Source organism: Thioclava sp. PTB-PU3-1 (assembly GCF_055666785.1).
This window is the reverse complement of sequence record NZ_JBVNVL010000005.1, coordinates 244,789-261,839: the sequence shown is the minus strand read 5'-3', so window position 1 is coordinate 261,839 and position 17,051 is coordinate 244,789. Positions and strand designations below refer to the sequence as shown.

Annotated in this window: 16 protein-coding genes; 5 read left to right on the top strand and 11 right to left on the bottom strand. The window is 65.5% G+C overall.

Annotated features, from left to right (window positions below; translation table 11 throughout):
• Positions 1 to 44: 44 nt before the first annotated feature.
• The 4 genes from ptsP to ACZ7GB_RS14970 all read right to left on the bottom strand — a co-directional run bounded on the left by ptsP (position 45) and on the right by ACZ7GB_RS14970 (position 5,449).
• Complete coding sequence (gene ptsP, locus ACZ7GB_RS14985) at positions 45 to 2,288, bottom strand: phosphoenolpyruvate--protein phosphotransferase (RefSeq protein WP_472159315.1); 2,244 nt, start codon at positions 2,286 to 2,288, stop codon at positions 45 to 47.
• Positions 2,289 to 2,328: 40 nt separating this feature from the next.
• Positions 2,329 to 3,582, bottom strand: coding sequence for an aspartate kinase (locus ACZ7GB_RS14980; protein WP_078521836.1), 1,254 nt, complete (start codon positions 3,580 to 3,582; stop codon positions 2,329 to 2,331).
• Between the two features lie 156 nt (positions 3,583 to 3,738).
• Positions 3,739 to 4,173: a DUF1178 family protein gene (locus ACZ7GB_RS14975; RefSeq protein ID WP_078545274.1), complete on the bottom strand. Its 435-nt coding sequence runs from the start codon at positions 4,171 to 4,173 to the stop codon at positions 3,739 to 3,741.
• A gap of 67 nt (positions 4,174 to 4,240) precedes the next feature.
• Positions 4,241 to 5,449, bottom strand: coding sequence for a 3-deoxy-D-manno-octulosonic acid transferase (locus ACZ7GB_RS14970; RefSeq protein WP_472159313.1), 1,209 nt, complete (start codon positions 5,447 to 5,449; stop codon positions 4,241 to 4,243).
• A gap of 168 nt (positions 5,450 to 5,617) precedes the next feature.
• On the opposite strand from ACZ7GB_RS14970, the gene ACZ7GB_RS14965 reads away from it, so the two are divergent.
• Positions 5,618 to 7,213, top strand: a complete 1,596-nt coding sequence (locus tag ACZ7GB_RS14965) for a GMC family oxidoreductase (RefSeq protein ID WP_472159312.1) — start codon at positions 5,618 to 5,620, stop codon at positions 7,211 to 7,213.
• Between the two features lie 140 nt (positions 7,214 to 7,353).
• On the opposite strand, the gene ACZ7GB_RS14960 is transcribed toward ACZ7GB_RS14965, so the two are convergent.
• On the bottom strand, positions 7,354 to 8,109 hold the full coding sequence (locus ACZ7GB_RS14960) for an EcsC family protein (RefSeq protein ID WP_078545270.1): 756 nt from the start codon (positions 8,107 to 8,109) through the stop codon (positions 7,354 to 7,356).
• Positions 8,110 to 8,157: 48 nt separating this feature from the next.
• Entirely contained in the window at positions 8,158 to 8,640 is a 483-nt protein-coding gene (locus ACZ7GB_RS14955) for a GNAT family N-acetyltransferase (RefSeq protein WP_472159310.1), read from the bottom strand.
• A gap of 77 nt (positions 8,641 to 8,717) precedes the next feature.
• Here ACZ7GB_RS14955 and ACZ7GB_RS14950 point away from each other — a divergent pair, with 77 nt between their 5' ends.
• The gene (locus ACZ7GB_RS14950; protein ID WP_098409919.1) at positions 8,718 to 9,317 is read left to right on the top strand and encodes a flavin reductase family protein; all 600 of its coding nucleotides are present in this window, start codon (positions 8,718 to 8,720) and stop codon (positions 9,315 to 9,317) included.
• On the opposite strand, the gene ACZ7GB_RS14945 is transcribed toward ACZ7GB_RS14950, so the two are convergent.
• Positions 9,307 to 10,185, bottom strand: a complete 879-nt coding sequence (locus tag ACZ7GB_RS14945; protein ID WP_472159309.1) for a DMT family transporter — start codon at positions 10,183 to 10,185, stop codon at positions 9,307 to 9,309. The genes ACZ7GB_RS14950 and ACZ7GB_RS14945 overlap by 11 nt on opposite strands.
• Before the next feature lie 137 nt (positions 10,186 to 10,322).
• Between ACZ7GB_RS14945 and ACZ7GB_RS14940 the strand changes: the two genes are divergently transcribed.
• The 3 genes from ACZ7GB_RS14940 to ACZ7GB_RS14930 are packed head-to-tail and all read left to right on the top strand — an operon-like array spanning position 10,323 to position 12,152.
• On the top strand, positions 10,323 to 11,195 hold the full coding sequence (locus ACZ7GB_RS14940) for an S-methyl-5'-thioadenosine phosphorylase (protein ID WP_078604297.1): 873 nt from the start codon (positions 10,323 to 10,325) through the stop codon (positions 11,193 to 11,195).
• A 7-nt stretch (positions 11,196 to 11,202) separates the two neighbouring features.
• A complete protein-coding gene (locus ACZ7GB_RS14935; RefSeq protein WP_078521850.1) occupies positions 11,203 to 11,733 on the top strand; it encodes an adenine phosphoribosyltransferase in 531 nt (176 codons plus the stop codon).
• Positions 11,730 to 12,152: an NUDIX hydrolase gene (locus tag ACZ7GB_RS14930; protein ID WP_078545260.1), complete on the top strand. Its 423-nt coding sequence runs from the start codon at positions 11,730 to 11,732 to the stop codon at positions 12,150 to 12,152. The genes ACZ7GB_RS14935 and ACZ7GB_RS14930 overlap by 4 nt, the downstream gene beginning before the upstream one ends.
• A gap of 123 nt (positions 12,153 to 12,275) precedes the next feature.
• Here ACZ7GB_RS14930 and ACZ7GB_RS14925 read toward each other — a convergent pair whose 3' ends face one another.
• The 4 genes from ACZ7GB_RS14925 to thrC all read right to left on the bottom strand — a co-directional run bounded on the left by ACZ7GB_RS14925 (position 12,276) and on the right by thrC (position 17,051).
• Positions 12,276 to 13,679 carry an FAD-binding oxidoreductase gene (locus ACZ7GB_RS14925; protein ID WP_472159307.1) on the bottom strand — a complete coding sequence of 468 codons (1,404 nt, stop codon included), beginning with the start codon at positions 13,677 to 13,679 and terminating at the stop codon, positions 12,276 to 12,278.
• A gap of 134 nt (positions 13,680 to 13,813) precedes the next feature.
• Complete coding sequence (locus tag ACZ7GB_RS14920; RefSeq protein WP_078521856.1) at positions 13,814 to 14,398, bottom strand: GNAT family N-acetyltransferase; 585 nt, start codon at positions 14,396 to 14,398, stop codon at positions 13,814 to 13,816.
• A complete protein-coding gene (locus ACZ7GB_RS14915) occupies positions 14,398 to 15,657 on the bottom strand; it encodes a M16 family metallopeptidase (protein WP_078571425.1) in 1,260 nt (419 codons plus the stop codon). Before ACZ7GB_RS14915 ends, ACZ7GB_RS14920 begins: the two co-directional genes overlap by 1 nt.
• Positions 15,654 to 17,051, bottom strand: coding sequence for a threonine synthase (gene thrC / locus ACZ7GB_RS14910; protein ID WP_078540226.1), 1,398 nt, complete (start codon positions 17,049 to 17,051; stop codon positions 15,654 to 15,656). Before thrC ends, ACZ7GB_RS14915 begins: the two co-directional genes overlap by 4 nt.

Sequence of the window (17,051 nt, the reverse complement as noted above, 5' to 3'; positions counted from 1 at the left end):
GATCGTGAATTTCGGAGGAAAGAGGGGCAACGCCCCTGCCCCGCTCAGAGATGCGCGAGGTAGCTCGTCACGGCGGGGCGCACGCTGGATTGGCCAGCGTTGCGTGCCTGCTGGATCACCTGCCGCAGTTCGCCCAGATCGGCGCGGCGGATCAGGTGTTTGACCGGGCCGATCGACGCGGGCCGCATCGAGAGCGTGCGGATCCCGAGCGCCGCGAAGGTCAGCGCTTCGATCGGGCGGCCCGCATCCTCTCCGCAGAAGCTGAGATGGGTGTCCGAGACCGCGCAGCGCGCGATGATCCGTTCGAGGAAGTTCAGGAAGGACCCGTCGAGCGTATCGTAGCGGCGGCGCACGCGTTCGTTCTCGCGGTCGGCGGCGAAGAAGAACTGCTTCAGGTCGTTGCCGCCGATCGAGATGAAATCGCAATCGCGGTAGAAGCTGTCGGGGGCGAAACCGAGGCTCGGGGTTTCCAGCATCGCCCCGATGCGCAGTTCTTCGGGCACGGGGCGGCCCATCTGCGCCTCGCGGTCGCGGACCCGCAGCAGCGTGTCGCGCGCGGCGTAGAATTCCTCGGGCAGCGCGATGAAGGGGAACATGATCGAGGTCGGGCGACCGTCGGCGGCGCGTAGCAGAGCCTGCAGCTGCATCCGCAGAATCCCCGGCTTGTCGAGCCCCACTCGCAGCGCGCGCCAGCCCATCGCGGGGTTCGGCTCGTCCTGCGGCTTCATGTAGGGCACGACCTTGTCGGAGCCGATATCGAGCGTACGGAAATTCACCCGCTTCCCGTCGGCGGCGTCCATCACCCGCTTGTAGAGCTGCACGAGTTCATTGCGGCGCGGCACCTTCGTGCGGGTCAGGAATTGCAGCTCGGTGCGGAACAGGCCCACCCCGTCGGCGCCGGAGCCCTTCAGCGAAGGCAGATCCGCCATCAGCCCCGCATTCATCATCAGCGAGACGGTCTGGCCCGATTTGTCTATCGCGGGCTGGTCGCGCAACGAGGCGTAGCGTTTCTGCGCCTCCGCCTGCATCGCGATCTTGTCGCGGAAGGCGTGGGCGACGCTTTCCTCGGGCCGCAGATGCACCACGCCCTGATCGCCGTCGACGAGGATCGGATCCCCGTTCAGCGCCTCGGCGGTGATCCGGCCCGCATGGATCACCAGCGGGATCGAGAGCGCGCGGGTGACGATCGCGGCATGCGAGCCGACGGAGCCCTCCTCCAGCACCACGCCCTTGAGTTTGCGGTCGTAATCGAGCAGTTCCGCCGGGCCGATATTGCGCGCTACCAGCACCGGGTTCTCCGGCATCTCGGCCCCGGTATCGCTGCCCTGCCCCGTCAGCTGGCGCAGCAGGCGGTTCGACAGGTCGTCGAGATCGTTGAGCCGTTCGCGCAGGTAGGGATCGGGCGCCTTACGCATCCGGTCGCGCGCGGCGTTCTGTTCCTTCTCCACCGCAGCTTCGGCAGAGAGACCCGCGGTGATGTCTTCCAGCATCCGCCGCTTCCAGCCCTTCGACGCCGCGAGCATCTTGAAGGTCTCCAGCACCTGCCGCTGATCCTTGTCGATCAGGGTCGGGCTGGCGAGCATCTCGTCGATCTTGCCACGCAGTTCGGTGATCGCCTCTTCGAGGCGCGCAGCTTCGGCCTCGGGATCCTCGGCCACCGGGTTGGTCACGACGACGCGCGGCTCGTGCAGCCAGACGCGGCCTTCGGCGGCGCCCTCCTGCCCCGTCGCGCCGCGGAACATGACCGGGAAGCGATGCGTCGCGCCGATCTCGGAATTCTCGCCGCCTGTGAAGGCGCCCAGCTCGGTCATTTCCGCCAGCACCATCGCGACGACCTCGAGCCCGTAAAGTTCGTCATCCGAGAAGCTGCGCTCGTCCTTCGACTGCACGACCAACACGCCCAGCTTCTCGCCCACGCGCTGGATCGGCACGCCGACGAAGCTGGAATAGATTTCTTCGCCCGTCTCCGGCATGTAGCGGAAGCCCGGCTCGGAGGGTGCATCGGCGGAGTTGATCGGCCGGCCCGACCGCGCCACGCGGCCCACGAGACCCTCGCCCAGCCGCATCCGCGTGTGGTGGACAGCCTCTGCCTTCAGGCCTTCGGTTGCGCAAAGCTCGAGCGTTTCGGGATCGCGGAACAGGTAGATTGAGCACACTTCGGTGCCCATCGAATCCGCAATGATCTGCGTGATGTGATTGAGCCGGTCCTGCCCGTCGCCCTCCGTGGCCAGCGTATCGCGCAGGCGTCGCAACAGCGTGCGACTATCACTTTCGCTCAGTTCCACCATCCGCGCAGGTCGTCCCTGTTTCTGCGGCCCTTCGGGTTACTCAGGCCTTGTCGAGTTCGAAGGCATCATGCAGGGCCTGAACCGCCAGTTCCAGATATTTGCGGTCGACCAGCACCGAAATCTTGATTTCCGACGTAGCGATAACCTTGATGTTGACGTTTTCAGCGGCCAGCGCCTTGAACATCTTCGCCGCGACCCCCGCATGGGAGCGCATACCGATGCCCACGACGGAAATCTTTGCCACGTCTTCATCGGCGACCAGCTCGTCGAATTTGATCAGCCCTGCGTCGCGGGCGTCTTCCATCGCCTTGCGGGCGCGGGCGACCTGATTGACCGGGCAGGAGAACGTCATGTCGGTGACCTTGACCTCATGCTCGGCCTGACGCTCGGAGATGTTCTGGACGATCATGTCGACATTCACCCCCGCATCCGCGAGCGGCCCGAAGATCGCGCTGGCGATGCCGGGGCGGTCCTCGACCGTCACGAGGGTCATTTTCGCTTCGTCGCGGGAAAAGGCGACGCCGGAGACAACTTTCGATTCCATGATTTTATCCTCGTCGCAGACCAGAGTGCCCGAATTCTCCGTGGTTTCCTCGAAGGAGCTTAGCACGCGCAGCGGCACCTTGTAGCGCATCGCGAGCTCGACCGAGCGGGTTTGCAGAACCTTCGCCCCGAGGCTCGCGAGTTCCAGCATCTCCTCGAAGGCGATGCGGTCGAGCTTGCGCGCCTTGGAGGAGACGCGCGGGTCGGTGGTGTAGATGCCATCGACATCGGTGTAGATGTCGCAACGCTCCGCGCCGAATGCGGCGGCGAAAGCCACGGCGGTCGTGTCGGAGCCGCCCCGGCCGAGCGTGGTGATCCGGTTTTCCGGCGAAAGCCCCTGGAAGCCCGCGATCACCGCGACCTTGAAGCCTTCGGAGAATTTCTGGTCGAGATTTTCGCGCGGGATCGACACGAAGCGCGCCGCGCCATGCGCCGAGGTCGTGTTGATCGGCACCTGCCAGCCCTGCCAGCTGCGCGCGGAGACACCCATCTCCTGCAGGCGCAGCGACATCAGACCAGCTGTGATATTCTCGCCCGAGGCGACCACGGCATCGTATTCGCGCGCGTCATAGAGCGGCGAGGTCGTCTCGACCCAGTTGACGAGTTCATTGGTCTTGCCCGACATCGCCGAGACAATCACGATGACATCGTAACCGCGTTCGACTTCGCGCTTCACCTTTTCGGCGGCGTTGGCGATCCGGTCGAGATCGGCGACGGAAGTGCCGCCGAATTTCATCACCAGAATGGGCATGGAAATCCCCCTTGGGCAGAGTCGGGCCTCTGCTAGCTCAAGCCGTTGGGCCGCGCAAGAGATTTGGCGTTTCGAGGGTCTCAGATCGGCGCTGGGGCGCTGCCCCTCTTCGCTCGCGCGAATTCACCCCGGGATATTTGGAAAGAGCGAAAAGGGTCAGTTCGTCTTGCGAGTCGACAGGAAGGGCAGCGGCAGAACCGGCAGCCCGTCCTCCAGCATCTTGCGCGCCTCTTCAGGCTTCGCCTCGCCGTGGATCGCACGTTTCTTGGCGGTGCCTTCGTGCATGGCGCGCGCTTCGGTGGCGAAGTTCATGCCGACGTAATCGGAATTCTTCTCGATCTCGCGGCGCATCGCGGCGAGGGCCTGTTCGGCCTCGGATTGCGGCTGCGAGAGAGGGCGTTCGGCGGCGGGCTCGCCCGTCTTGCGCGTCTGTGCGACAGGCGGCGCCATCAGCGATTTCTCGACCTTTTTCGAACCGCAGATCGCACATTCCAACTGGCCTGCGGATTTGAGCGCCTCGAACCCGGAGGCCGAGGGGAACCAACTGTCGAAGCGGTGCTCATTCTCGCATTGCAGCGTATAACGGATCATGTCTGCATCTCCCGGATGCATATGGAAATAAGCGTTTTAGGCCGCAATGCAAGCGCGTCGCCGTCGCTCAGAGCCGTGCGAGGAGCGCCTTTGCAAGGCTTTCGACATCGGCAGGCGGACCGAGAGCCCCCCGTGCGGCGCTAGCCATTTCGGCCTGCGCGTCGGCGTCAATCGTGGTGAAAGCGGTCGCAAGATCGGCTTCGGTTTCGCAAAGCTGTGCCCCGCCTGCCGCGTCGAGTGCCGCAAAGGCCTCAGCGAAATTCGCGACATCGGGACCGTGCAGCAAGGCACAGCCGAAGCCTGCGGGCTCATAGGGGGTATGGCCGCCCTTTTCGACGAGCGAGCCGCCTACGAAACATAGGCCTGCGCTCGCATACCAGCGGCCCATCTCGCCCAGCGTATCGGCCAGATAGACCTCCGCCGTCGGAGGCTCGTCCTTCGAGCGAGTGGTATGGCGCAGCCCGGCCTTGGCGATCAGCGCCGCGATCTCGGGCGCACGGCGCGGATGGCGCGGGGCGAGGATCAGGCGCAGGTCAGGGCGGCGCGCGCGCGCCTTCGCGAAGGCGGCAAGGATCGGCGCGTCTTCGCCCTCATGGGTCGACGCGGCAAGCACCGTATCGCTGCGCTGCCAGTCGAGCGGCACACCGGGTGCGACGGTGATCGCCGTCTTGAGATTGGCGGGCGGCAAAAGTCGATCACGCGGCAGGCCAAGGTCGAGGAACCGCGCCTCGGACCCCGCATCCTGCGCCGAGAGTGCGGTGATCTGGGCGATCATCGTCTGCGCCATCCCGATCTTCGCCCAGCGCGCCGCAGAGCGGGCTGACATCCGCGCCCCGATCACGAAGATCGACCGCTGTGCATCGGCCATCAGAGCCATGCGGTTCGGCCAAAGCTCGTTCTCGACCACGACGAGCGCGCGGGGATCATGCCGCGACAGAAACCGTCGCAGCGCGGCGCGATGATCGAGCGGGGCCATGCGGATCGCGATGCGCGGATCGGCCCAGCCCTGTCCCAGCTCGCGCGCCGTCACCGTGTTCACCGTCACCAACAGGTGCACCGCGGGTTCTGCGGCCAGCAGCGCATCGATCAAAGGCTTTGCGGAGGTCAACTCGCCGTTCGAAGCCGCGTGCAGCCACAGACGGCGCGGCGCGGCCTCCCCGCCGCCCAACCGCTCCGCCAATGCAGCCCCGCTCTCCCGCCCGCGCAGAACGCGCCAGAGCAGCGCCGCCAGAACGGGCAGGCTCGCGATACTGACGAGAAGGCGGTAAAGGACCATGAAAGGCTCCGGCGAGATTTGCGCCATAGAACGGATCACCCCCCTCACAGGCAAGCCCCTCCTTGCGTTTTCGCAAAGCGACTTTGCGCGAATGAACGGGTCATGGCCTTGTTTCCCGGGCGGCAGCTTGCGAAAGTCTTGCCCGGAGGCGCAGTTCGGGAGGGGCTCATGGAGCAATACGATTACATCGTGGTCGGCGGTGGCAGCGCAGGCTGCGTTCTGGCGAACCGTCTGTCGGAAGATCCGAAAAACAAGGTGCTGCTGCTGGAAGCAGGCGGGCGCGACAATTACCACTGGGTGCATATCCCGGTGGGCTACCTGTACTGCATCGGCAATCCGCGCACCGATTGGGGCTATAAGTCGAAAGCCGATGCCGGGCTGAACGGGCGCGAGTTGCTCTATCCGCGCGGGCGTATCCTCGGCGGCTGCTCCTCGATCAACGGCATGATCTACATGCGCGGTCAGGCGCGCGATTACGATATGTGGGCGCAGTCGGGCAATCCCGGCTGGAGCTGGGACGACGTGCTGCCGCTGTTCAAGAAGCAGGAAGATTTCTATCGCGGCGAGAGCGATCTGCACGGCGCGGGCGGCGAATTGCGGGTGGAGGAAGCCCGCGTGCGCTGGGAGATGCTCGACACCTTCCTCGAAGCCGCTGAGGAGGCAGGCTTCCCGCGCACCGACGATTTCAACACCGGCACCAACGAGGGCGGCGGCTATTTCCACGTCACGCAGAAAGCCGGCTGGCGCTGGAGCGCGGTGAAAGCCTTCCTGAGACCCGCGATGAAACGCCCGAACCTGCGGATCGAGACCAATGCGCAGGTCGAGAAACTCCTGATCGAGGAGGGCCGCGTCGTCGGCATCCGCTATAATCAGAACGGCCAGAGCCATGACGTGACGGCGGGCGAAACCGTCCTCTCCGCCGGTTCGGTCGGCTCGGTGCAGATCCTCGAGCTGTCAGGGATCGGGCGCGGTGACGTGCTGTCCGAGCATGGCATCACCCCGGTGGCCGAGGTCGATGGCGTGGGCGAGAACCTGCAGGACCACCTGCAACTGCGCCTCATCTATAAGGTCTCGGGCGTGAAAAGCCTCAACACCATGTCCTCGACCCTTTGGGGCAAAGCGAAGATCGGGATGGAATATGCGTTGTTCCGCTCGGGGCCGATGTCGATGTCGCCCTCGCAGGTGGGCATCTTCACGCGCAGCTTCCCCGAGAAGGAGACGCCCGATCTGGAATATCACGTCCAGCCGGTCAGCCTCGACAAGTTCGGCGATGCGGTCCACCCCTTCCCCGGCATGACGGCAAGCGTGTGCAACCTGCGCCCCGAAAGCCGCGGCCATGTGCATATCACCTCGCCCGATTTCCGCGCCCATCCCGAGATCGCGCCGAATTACCTCTCGACCGAGGGCGACCGCCGCGTCGCCGCCGAAGCGATCCGGCAGGTCCGCCGCGTCGCCTCGCAACCGGCATTCGCGAAATACAAACCCGAGGAATACAAGCCCGGCCCGGACTATCAGACCGAGGCGGATCTTGTGAAAGCGGCGGGCGATATCGGCACCACGATCTTCCACCCCGTCGGCACCTGCCGGATGGGCTCGGATGACGGCGCGGTGGTGGACTCGCGGCTGCGGCTGAAGGCGCTGAAAGGACTGCGCATCGCGGATGCCTCGGTGATGCCGACGATCACCTCGGGCAACACCAACGCGCCGACGATGATGATCGCCGAGAAGGCCGCGCAGATGATCCTCGAGGACGCGAAGGGCTGAGGGTTCGGAGGGGGCGCTGCCCCCGCTCCTTCGGAGCCCCCCGGGATATTTTCGCCAAGGGGAAGAACGGCGTTCCTTCCTCTTGGTCTAAATATCCCCGCCGGAGGCATCCGACTGCAGCCAGAGGCGCGGCGCTTCAATCACTTGGCGATGCGGGCGACCAACTCCTCGCGCAGCACGCCCTCATCGGTGCCGGTGTCGCGGGCTAGGCGCTTGAGACCGAAATGGACGCGGGCGATTTCCTGATAATAGCTGGTGAAGGCGTAGTTGACGGCCGCACCTGCGACCGCGCCAAGAACCGGGGCCGCCTGAGCCGCAAGCTTTTGACCCAGCACGATCGACAGGCGCGGCGCGACCTTTGCGATCAGCGATTTCAGGCTCGGCCCGGTGATCGTGGCCCGTGCGGCGAGGAAGCTCAGATCCATCCCGTCATCGTCCTCGAGCGGCCCGGCAGAGGCGAAGACCCGCAGGCATTCCAGCCGCACCTCTTCTGAGGCCGGATCGAAGCCATGTTCGGCGGCGATGCCCTGAATGGCGCGCAGCAACATCGTGACCGTGAAGGGCAATTCCGCAAGCGAACTGCCCAAGCCCCCGACACCGCCCGCCGCGCCCATCGCGGTGGTCAGCGTCCGGTTCATCCAGTCGGGCCGGTCCGAGACGATCCCGCGCGAGCGCTCAGCCGCGGTCATCGCGCCTGACAGCGCGCGTTCCGTCGCCCCATCCAGCCCATTGCGCACGGGGGTGGGCAATTTGCCCAAGAGCCCCTCGGCGGAGCCTCCGATATAGCCGATCACCTGCATCACCACGCCGCCCGCCGCGCGGTGACGTTTCGCGAGCGAGTCGAGCTGACCCAGAATCGCCGGGTCGCTCACGGGGGGAAGAATATCTGCCATCATCGCCTCCTTGCCTTTCCCTGATATGGGGCGGCGGAGGCGCTTCGGCAATCAGTCGTCTTTCTCGACCTGACCGCGCACGCTTTCCCAGGCGCCGGGCACCAGTTCGAGCCCCAGAACGCGGTCGGGATTGGTGGGCGGCGGCATCTCGACATCGTCGAGCTTTGCAAAGCCAAAGCGCTGGTAATAGGGCGCGTCGCCCACCAGCAGCACCCGCTCCCAGCCCAGATCGGCGGCGCGCGAGAGGCTTTCATGCATCAGGATTCCGCCCAGACCTTCGCCCTGCCGCGTCGGGTGGACCGCGATCGGCCCCAGCAGCAGCACGCGCTTGCCGCCGACCCTGACCGGCCAGAAGCGGATCACGGCGGCGAGGATGCCGTCCTGGCGCAGCGTCAGGCAAAGCGGGCGCACCGGATCGACCCCGTCGCGCAGCCGGTAGGAGGACAGCGCCGTGCGGCCCGGCGCGAAGCAGAGGTCATAGAGCGCCTCGACCTCCCACCAGTCTTCCGCCGTCTCTTGTTCGAGCTGATACATACGCCCGCCGCCCCTTTCAGGCTGCCCCTTTCCTGCGCGGTAGCATGCGCTAAGTTCGGGATCAAACAGGAGAAAGCATGTTCTATCGCACTTCAGATGGCCACCCTCTCGCCCACAACCCGTTCAATTCCATCGTCGCCCCGCGTCCGATCGGCTGGATTTCGACGCGCAGCGAGATGGGCGACAACCTTGCGCCCTACTCCTTCTTCAACGCGGTCGCCTATACGCCGCCTCAGGTGATCTTCTCCTCGACCGGGGTGAAGCCCGACCGTGACGGCACGAAGGACAGCGTCTCGCAGCTGCGCGAAGCGGGCGTGTTTTGCGCCAATCTCGTGACCTATGCGCTGAAGGATCAGATGAACGCCTCCTGCGCGAATTTTCCGGCCGGCACGGATGAGTTCGCCGAATGCGGGATCGAGAAGGCGGAATGCGAGACGATCGACTGCCCGCGCGTGGCGGCGGCGCCTGCCTCGCTCGAATGTCGCGTGGTGCAGGTGATCAAGCTTCTGGGCGAGGGGAATTACCTCGTGCATGGCGAGGTGACGGGCATCCATATCGCGGACGATTGCCTGAAGGACGGGCTCTATGCGCCGCCCGACCGTCTCGTGCGGCTCGGCAATCGCGGCGATTACGCGGCCGTGTCGGAAACCTTCGAGATGCTGCGGCCTAAGCTCTGATCCGGGCGCGCGCCCGGCTGCGGCGACCTTCGACGAGCGTGTAGAGACCGCTCGCCACGATCAGGGCTGCGCCCACGATCATCGCCGCATCGGGCCGCTCGCCGAACACCACCGCGCCGAGGATCAGCGCGAAGATCAGGCGGGTGTAGCGGAAGGGCGTGATGACCGAGACCTCGCCCATCCGCATCGCTTTGGTCAGCGACCAATAGGCGAGGCTGCCGAAGGCCACCGCACCGGCCACGTCGCGCAGCGCAAAGAGATCGGGCGTCGTCACACCGCCGAAGATCAGCAGGATCAGCACGCCGGTCGGGATCAGCATCATGAAACCGTAGAAGCTGAGTTGGAAATTCGACAGAACCGGCGGGCAGGCGCGCGTTGCCAGATCGCGCCCCGCAAAGCCCAGCATCCCCAGCACAGTCCAGAGTGCGGCCGGGACGAAACCATCGAGGCCGGGGCGCAGCACGATCAGCACGCCGATGAACCCGATCCCCACCGCGACCCAGCGGCGGATGCCGACGCGTTCGGAAAACACCACCGCGGCGCCCGCGACCACCACGAGCGGCGTCGCCTGCAGGATGGCGGAGGCATTCGAGAGCGGCGTCAGCGCAATCCCCAGCGTGTAGCCAAGACGCCCCACCACTTCGAGCGCGAGCTTGATCAGGAGGGGTTTCGACGCGAGCGCCGGATGCAGCAGACGCTGCCCGCGCGCGGTGATGAGTACTGCGAAGACCGCCATCCCGCCGAGGCCGAACAGCATCAGCACCACGCCCACCGCGAGATGGGTCGAGGCGGATTTGACGAACATGTCTTCCATCGCGAAGGCCGCCATCGCGACGACCATCAGCACCGAGCCGCGGATATTTTCCATAGATCCTCCCGTGGGGACTCCCATATCCCCCTGCGCCGATAGACCGCGCGGCAAGTGGCTGCAATCCCTCTTTCCTCCCGGGGCCGTGGCGCTTAGGCTCGCCGCGACGCGGAAAAGACAGGCGAAGGATGCGCAGAATGGACAGAATGATCGGGGTGATCGGCGGCTCGGGCGTCTATCAGATCAACGGGCTCGAAGGGGCCGAATGGATCACCGTCGAGACGCCGTTCGGCGCGCCCTCCGATCAGGTGCTGACCGGCACGCTGGACGGTGTGAAGATGGCCTTCCTGCCCCGCCACGGGCGCGGCCATGTCGAGACGCCGACCACCGTTCCCTACCGCGCCAATATCGCCGCGATGAAACAGCTGGGCGTCACCGATCTGATCGCCGTCTCCGCCGTGGGCTCGCTGAAAGAGGCCTATGCGCCGGGCGATTTCCTGATCGTGGACCAGTATATCGACCGCACCTTCGCGCGTGAGAAAACCTTCTTCGGCCCCGGCATGGTGGGCCACGTCTCGGTCGCACATCCTGTTTGCTCCGACCTCTCGGCCGCCTGCGCCGAGGCCGCGCGCAAAACCGGCGTGAGCGTCCATGAGGGTGGCACCTACGTCGCGATGGAGGGCCCGCAATTCTCGACCAAGGCCGAGAGCGAGCTTTACCGCCAATGGGGCGCCGACGTGATCGGCATGACTGGCATGCCCGAGGCCAAGCTCGCCCGCGAGGCGGAGCTGCATTATGCCTGTGTCGCGATGATCACCGATTACGACTGCTGGCACCCCGATCATGATGCCGTGGATGTGGCGCAGGTCGTTGCCGTCGCGATGAAGAACGCCGATAAGGCGCGCGATCTGGTCGCGGCTCTGCCCGGTCTGCTGAAGGGCGCGGCGGGCGATTGCGCCACCGGCTGCACCCACGCCCTCGACAGCGCGATCATGACCGCCCCCGACAAGTGCGACCCCGAGATGGCGCGCAAACTGAAGACCATCGCGGGCCGCGTGCTCGACCTCTGAGGATCCCATGACCAACGTCAAAGACTATATCCGCACCATTGCCGATTTCCCCCATGAGGGGATCATGTTCCGCGATGTGACGACGCTCTTCGCCGATCCGCGTGGCTTCCGCATGGCGATCGACCAGTTGCTGCACCCGTGGGCGGGCCAGCAGATCGACAAGGTGGTGGGTCTGGAGGCGCGCGGCTTCATCATCGGCGGCGCGATCGCGCATCAGCTGTCGAAAGGCTTCGTGCCGATCCGCAAGAAGGGCAAGCTGCCCGGCCAGACGATTTCGCAGGCCTACCAGCTGGAATATGGCGAGGCGGTGATGGAGATGCACGAGGATGCGATCAAGCCCGGCGAGAAGGTTCTGGTCGTCGACGATCTTCTGGCCACCGGCGGCACCGCGCAGGCGGGCATCCAGCTGATCGAGCGCGTCGGCGGCGAGATCGTGGGCCTGTCCTTCATCGTCGATCTACCGGAACTGGGCGGGCGCAAGCTGCTCGAAGATCGCGGCATGAATGTCAGCGTTCTGTGCGAATTCGAGGGGGCGTGAGCCCCCGCCCGACACCCGCCATTCTTGCCGTCGTGATCCGCGACGGACAGGCGCTGTTGGTGCAGCGGGCGAACCCGCCCGATGCCGGGCTCTGGGGCTTTCCCGGCGGCAAGGTCGAGTTCGGCGAGACGCTTCTTGCGGCGGCAGAACGCGAGTTGCTGGAGGAAACCGGCGTGCAGGCGCGGGCCACCCATGCCTTCAACGCGCTCGACGTCCTCGCGGAGGATGGAAAGGGCACGCTGGAGCATCACTTCGTGCTGGTCGCGGTCGAATGCCAGTGGCAGGCCGGAGAGCCGGTCGCGGACGACGACGCGCTGGATGCACGCTGGGTCGCTATCGACCGGATGGAGGAGGATTTCCCCCTCAGCCGTGACGTGGCACGGATTGCCCGGCAGGCCGCCGCGCTGGGACCGCGTTAACGTCTTTCTTACGCGAATCGACTTACCCTGAGCCGGCCTGATGGTTCGGCTGCTTGCAATGACACGTGAACCAGAACGCCGCGCTCCGCCTGCTCTCCTGGCGGGGCGCGTTTCTCTTGGCCCTCAGCGCTCCGCCAGCACCGCGCCGGGGTTCAGGATGCCTTTCGGGTCGAGCGCCGCCTTGATCGCGCGCATCGCGGCCAGCTTGCCGGGATCGCCGTAGCGCTCCAGATCACCCACTTTCAGCCGCCCGATCCCGTGCTCGGCCGAGATCGAGCCGCCGAAACGGTCCACCAGATCGTAGACCGTTTCGGGGATCGCGCGGCGCAGGTTCTCGTATTCCTTGCGGTCGCGCCCCTCGGCGGGGAACGCGTTGAAATGCAGATTGCCGTCGCCGACATGGCCGAAGCAGTTGATCCGGATATTGCCGAGGTCGAGAAGCGCGCCACGCGCCTCTTCGATGAAAGCAGCCAGTTTCGGCAGCGGCAGCGAGATGTCATGGCTCGAAATCGACCCGATCCGCTTGTTCGCTTCCGGCAGGCTCTCGCGCAGGGCCCACATCTGGGCGCGCTGGCTTTCGGAACTTGCGATCACCCCGTCGCTGACCAGCCCCTCGGCCGCCTCGAACAGCTCTGCCAGCGCCTCCTCCGGCGCCAGCCCTTCGGGCAAACCGATCTCGATCAGCACCGACCAGTCGGGGCGCGCCTCAAAAGGCTGATGCACCTCCGGCCCAACCTCGTCGAGAAAGCGCAGCCCCTGCCCCGAGATCATCTCGAAGGCCGACACGCAGCCCGGCATCCGCGCCTCGGCCAGTTCCAGCAGTTCCAGCGCGGCGGCGGGGCTTTCGACCACCATCATCGCCGTGCCGACCGCCGCCGGGCGCGGGAACAGCCGCAGGGTCGCCGCCGTGATGATCCCGAGCGTGCCTTCGGAGCCGATCAGCAGGTCCTTCAGATCGTAGCCGGTATTGTCCTTGCGCAGATGCTTGAGGCCCGAGATCACCGTGCCATCAGCCAGAACCGCTTCGACGCCCAGACACAGCTCGCGCGCATTGCCATAACGCAGCACGTTCACCCCGCCCGCATTGGTCGCCAGCACACCGCCGATCCGGGCAGAGCCCTGACTCGCGATGGTCAGCGGGAACAGCCGCTCCGCGCCTTCCGCCGCCTGCTGCGCCTCGTGCAAGGTCGCGCCAGCCTCGATCTCCAGCACATGGCCGGTGACCGCACGGACGGCATTCATTTTCTCGAGGCTCAGGATCACCGGCGCGGGGCCATCTTCGGTGATCTGGCCGCCGACCAGACCGGTGCCCCCGCCATAGGGCAGCACGGCCACACCCGCCGCGTGGCTGTGCTTCAGAACCCCCGCGACCTCTTCGGTCGACGTCGGCTTCACCAAAACGCCGCCCAGACCGTGATACCGCCCGCGCGGCTCTTCCAGATAGGACGCACCCGGCGCCCCGAGACTCAGGCCCGGCACCGCGTCCCGCAGCGTCTCGACGAAACTCTCATCAGCAGCGGTGCGCATCTCTGCCTCCTTCGGCTTGGCTGAAATATCCTGGGGGGTGAGCCGGGATCAGCGGCCTTCCAGTGGAAGGACGCCCCGGCGAACGCCCGAAGCGCAAGCGAAGGGCCGGACGTCCGTCGCCAGCATATCCGTTCCTATCGGACATCCGTCCGTCCCCGGCGATCCGAGCGCAGGTTGGAATAGAGGACGTGATTGCGCCAGCGCCCGTTGATCTGCAGGTAGCTCTGCGCAACACCCTCATATTTGAAACCGGACTTCTCCAGCACCCCGCGCGAGGCCGCGTTCTCCGGCAGACAAGCTGCCTCGATGCGGCTCAGGTCGAGCTTCGTGAAAGCGTAATGAACCACGGCCTCGATCGCCTCGCGCATATAGCCATGACGCGCGTGGCGTTGGCCGATCCAATAGCCCAGCGTGCCCGCCTGCGCCGGTCCGCGCCGGATATTGTCGAGCGTGATCGCCCCCAGAAAAATGTCGTCGCGGCGCGAGAACAGGAAGACGGGAACGGCGGTGCCATTCGCGATCGCGCGCGCCGCCCAATAGACCCGGTTCGAGAACGCCTTGCGACTGAGGTGATCGGAGGACCAGCTCGGCTCCCACGGGGTCAGGAAGTCGCGGCTGTCCTCGCGCAGGCTGGCCCAAGGACGATAATCCCCATGCTGCGGCGGACGCAGGATCATTCGATCCGTATCGATCCGCAGCTGACGACGACGCGCGAACATCAGGCGGCGAGCCTTTCGCGCAGCTCCCCGAGCTCGGGCGCATCCTTGACCGGGCCGTAAAGCGCCATGGCCGTGCGCCCGCCGATGGCGAGCCGTTCGCCGAAATCGCGCACCGCATCGCGGGTGACGCTGTCGATCCGCGCCGAGGCCTCGTCTATCCCGGGCACGCGGCCCCAGATATAGAGGCTGCGCGCCATGCGTTCGGCACGCGCCGAGGCGCTTTCCAGCCCCATCAGAAGCCCCGCCTTGATCTGGGCGCGGGCGCGGGCGATCTCGACCTCGGTCATGTCTTCGGCGGCACGTTTCAACTCGTCGATGGTCAGTTCGGCCAGACCGCGGACCTCGTCGCCGGAGGTGCCCGCATAGACGGTGAACATACCGGTATCCTCGTAGGCGCCTGCCTGCGAGAAGATCGTGTAGCACAACCCGCGTTCTTCGCGGATCTTCTGGAACAAGCGCGAGGACATGCCCCCGCCCATCGCCACCGAATAGACCTGCGCGGTGTAGAGGTCGGCATCGCGATAGCTGGGCGACTCGATGCCAAGCGCGAAATGCGCCTGTTCGAGCTGTTTGATCTCGCGCCGCTCGTTGCCGATCCATTTCGCCGGATAGGGCGCGGGGTTCAGCGCGGGGCGCAGGTCGCCGAAGATATCTTCGGCGCGTTTCACGATCTCCGCGTGATCGACCGCACCCGCCGCCGAGAGGATCATCTGATCGGGGCCGTAATGTTCGGTCACGAAAGCCGAGAGATCGTCACGCGCGAAGCTGCGGACCTTCTCCGCCGGGCCGAGGATCGTGCGGCCCATCGGCTGATCGGGATACGCGGCCTCTTGCAGCCAGTCGAAGATCACATCGTCGGGCGTGTCGAGCGACTGGCCGATCTCTTGCAGGATCACGCCGCGCTCCACCTCAATCTCGCGCTGATCGAAGACCGGGTTCAGCAGAATGTCCGAAATCACGTCGAGCGCGAGCGGCACGTCCTCGGCAAGCACGCGGGCGTAATAGGCGGTCATCTCGCGCGAGGTATAGGCGTTGATATAGCCGCCCACGTCCTCGATCGCTTCCGCGATCTGCAGCGCCGAGCGCGTCTTCGTGCCCTTGAACGCCATATGTTCGAGGAAATGCGCGATGCCGTTCTGTTCGGGGCGCTCGTGGCGGCCACCGGCCGTGATCCAGACGCCGATCGCGGCAGAGGCGAGGCCCGGCATCGACTCGGTGATGATGCGCAGACCGTTCTTCAGGGTGGTCATTTCGATCATGTGCGGCGGCGCTCCCGGATCAGGGCTTCAAGGTCTGCAAGGTCATTCGGCACGCGGGTCACGCGCTCCTCGCGGGTGAACAGATCCGCCATGCGCGGCGGCAGGTCGGGGCGGATGCCCGTCGCCTCTTCCACAGCATCGGGGAACTTGGCGGGATGCGCGGTGGCGAGCGTGATCATCGGCGTGGCCGGGTCACGCGCGACCGCCGTTTTGCCGACGTTCACGCCGACTGCGGAATGCGGACAGAGCAGTTCGCCGGTTTCCTTGAGCGTATCGCCGATCTCTTCCATCGTGCGCGCCTCGCCAACCGAACCGCTGTCGTAGATGTCGCGCAGCGCACCGATCGCGTTTTCGGAGACGGTGAAGGAGCCTTCGGTTTTCAGCTCGTCCATCAGCTTCTCGATCGCGGCCCCGTCCTTGCCATAGGCCCAGAACAGCGCGCGCTCGAAGTTCGAACTCACCTCGATATCCATCGACGGTGAGATCGAGGGCGTGACGCCCTGCTTGGTGTAATCGCCCTTCTCGAGGCAGCGGTGCAGGATGTCGTTCTGGTTCGTCGCGATCACCAGACGCTCGACCGGCAGGCCCATTTCCTTCGCAAGGAAGCCCGCAAAAATATCGCCGAAATTGCCGGTGGGCACGGTGAAGGAGACCTTGCGATGCGGCGCGCCAAGCGCCACGGCGGAGGAGAAGAAATACACGATCTGGGCCAGCACGCGGGCGAAGTTGATCGAGTTCACGCCCGCCAGACCGACCTCATCGCGGAAGTCAAAGTCGTTGAACATGTCCTTCAGCTTGCCCTGGCAATCGTCGAAATCACCATCGAGCGCGAGCGCGTGGACATTGCTCTCGATGGGCGTCGTCATCTGGCGGCGCTGCACTTCGGATACACGGCCATGCGGGAAGAGGATGAACACGTCGACATTGTCGAGCCCGCGGAAGGCCTCGATCGCCGCCGAGCCGGTATCGCCCGAGGTGGCGCCGACGATGGTGATCTTCTGGTTGCGCTTTTGCAGTTCGATCTGGAAGAGCTGCCCGATCACCTGCATCGCGAAATCCTTGAACGCGAGCGTGGGGCCGTGGAACAGCTCCAGCAGGAAATGGTTCGGCGCCAGCTGCACCATCGGCGCGCGGGCGACATGGCCAAAGCCGGAATAGGCACGGGTGATGGCGCCGCGCAGCTCCTCGTCCGAGAAGGTCTCGGAGACAAACGGCTTCATCACGCGGAACGCGACTTCCTCGTAGGGCTGCCCTGCGAGCGCGGCGATCTCATCGGCGGAGAACTGCGGCACGGTCTCGGGCACGTAAAGCCCGCCGTCACGGGCAAGCCCCGTCAGCATCGCATCGCCGAAATTCAGAACCGGGGCTTTGCCCCGAGTGGAAACATAACGCAT